Source organism: Chloroflexota bacterium (genome assembly GCA_018648225.1).
GTDB lineage: Bacteria > Chloroflexota > Anaerolineae > Anaerolineales > UBA11858 > NIOZ-UU35.
In genome coordinates this window covers 20239-22593 of record JABGRQ010000202.1, presented here as the reverse complement: position 1 = coordinate 22593, position 2355 = coordinate 20239, and the positions used below count along the sequence as shown (strand labels likewise).

The 2355-nt window shown below is 52.8% G+C and carries 2 protein-coding genes; both read right to left on the bottom strand.

The genetic code is table 11. The annotated features are described in order from the left end of the window. Positions 1–69 precede the first annotated feature (69 nt). A complete protein-coding gene (locus HN413_17525; GenBank protein MBT3392201.1) occupies positions 70–1227 on the bottom strand; it encodes a hypothetical protein in 1158 nt (385 codons plus the stop codon). A gap of 12 nt (positions 1228–1239) precedes the next feature. After that, the coding region (locus tag HN413_17520) for a DUF2029 domain-containing protein (protein MBT3392200.1) at positions 1240–2355 on the bottom strand (1116 nt) is incomplete at its 5' end.

Below are 2355 nucleotides of genomic sequence, written 5' to 3'. Positions count from 1 at the left end.
TCAGCGCCAGCGCGAGCAAACTGCCCACCACAATGAGCTTGCGCTCGCCGAGACTGGAAAACCAATCTTTCAGGCGACCCATAACCCTTTAAAAAACAACCACAAAAGAATGCTCTGAACGATAAGGAAGCTACTGAGGAGCAGGTAAAACAGCCAGCGCCGCGCGCTCCAACGGCCTAATATCCAGAAGCCTGAGAAAAATGAGAGCATATAACGTGAAAAACCCGCCAGGGGAAAGATATGCCCGCGCATCATGGTCATCCCCAGCGTAGCCAGATTATAGAGACTCAAGCTGGGGTTGATTTGCGATGCGCCGACCACACAAATGAAGAGAAAGAGAAACAGCAAACTAAAATCAATAATGTTATTGGGGGCGTGATTCTGGGCGATATGCGCGGCAACCAAAAATGCCAGGATAGGCAGCAGGACGGCAAGAATAGATGGCGACCGCAAACACGCCCACACACGCTGCCAACCGGCGCGTGTTCGCAAGGCACGCAACACATTGCGGACTTCAACACCCGGGCTTCCAGGAGCAGCCAGCCATTCGTCCGTAAACAAGAGCCAGGCCAATGGGATCGAAAGTATCCAGCCATTCAGGCGCGCCAGCGCCGCCAAGGCCGCCATGACCCCGGCCCAAAACCAGCGTTTGTGTTTCGCCATCAGGAATGTAGCCAGTGCAAACGCCAGAAATAGCGCCTCGGAATAGGCAGCGAAGAGATAGAACCCTGTTGGAAAGGCCAGAAACAAAACCACAGCCCGACGGGCTTCATCAGTGGTAAATGACTCACTCAATGCCAGACGATAGAATAAAGCTAAAACTGCAAAACATGCCGCGTTTGAAATCAGGAGCGCGGCCAGCAAATAATGCCCGCCTAAAATTGGTTGAATCAAGCGAATGAGCAAGGGATATAGCGGCGCAAAGATAATGCTTCCATCCTGAGCATCGTAGCCCAAAGCGGCTATTTTCAGGTACCAGCCAGTATCCCATCGATACCAATTATCCACCAGCAGACGAGAACCTTCCCCCCAGTCGGGGACGGTTAACGCACGCGACTGATAAATATCATCAGCCGGAATTCTGCGCCACATCTCCTCAAGGGGATCACCCCTCAACGTTAGAATACCGACGCCACTATAGAGCAAGCGCGCAAAGAGAAATATCCCCACCAGCCATATCCATTCCGATTTGAGCAAGGGGCTTGGCTTCGAATAATTTGATTTCACCTGGCATTCATCCTAGATTTCTTCGGCGGGTAAAAATGCCGAGCGCACGAACCACCAACGCACCCACCACAGGCCCAAAAGACAGAACAGAGGCAAAGGGACATACATAGCGGGCTGCTCCAGATTCCCTTGCACTGTTTGGATAAATAAAACCCATAAACCAACCAGAGCCACGGCCATCACTCCCCAGACTACAGCCTGTCCCTTCTTCCCCCAACGCTCCACCCAAACCCTGAAAATCAGAATCAGCGCAGGGATCATCATGACATAATTTGTGGTCGCGGCGCGGGCGGTAAGAAAATTGGTTAATACCAGTGTCATTGCCGCAGTCCACAAGAACCAGCGCGGCCCTTTCTTCCAGGCTAATACCCACTCCACCAGCAAATATCCCCACAAGAATATCCACAACGCAGCATTGAGTTGGGGTTGAATCCCCGGTAACGGTGATGTGATAATGGAAATCAACGAACCGATGCGGTCGGAATATTCCGGGTAATCCAGCATCTGCCAGATCATTTGCACAGGCCAGTTGGGGATGAAGGCCAATGAGATCACAAATATCAACGCAGAGCTAACCAAAAACCCCCAGATCAAACGAAAACGCCGCTGCGAATAAGCCCACAACAGAATAAACGGCAGAATCAGATACAGCATTTGCGGCTTCGCCACACCGAGGGCTAAAAGGAACCCGGCCAGTCCATCTTGTTCACGTAAAATAAACAGGAGCGCGGCAGCGATCAGCAAGGCTTCTATGGCTGCAAACTGGCCCACAATGATGGTGCGCGCGCCGTGATACCATAGCACACTGAAGAGGAACATAAGCGCCATTTGCCAGGGTGAGGGACGCCACGCCACCAGCCGCAAGCTGATCAGCGTCAGTGCGGCCAGAGCAAGCTCCAGGGTGGTCATCCACAAAGCGCGGGCAAGCGGGTAATCGAACACGCCGAAGGGGGCGAAGAATACCATCGAAGGCAGCGGATATACAAAGTGCCCAATATCTTCATCTTTGGCCGGGTCTGCCGGGCGGCCATAGATCATTTCTTGCGTAGCCAAACTTACCTGCGGATCGTAAGGGCTAAGCCCTTCCAGCAGCCACTTGTGCGCCCCCATCCAGCGCGCCAGAAAATC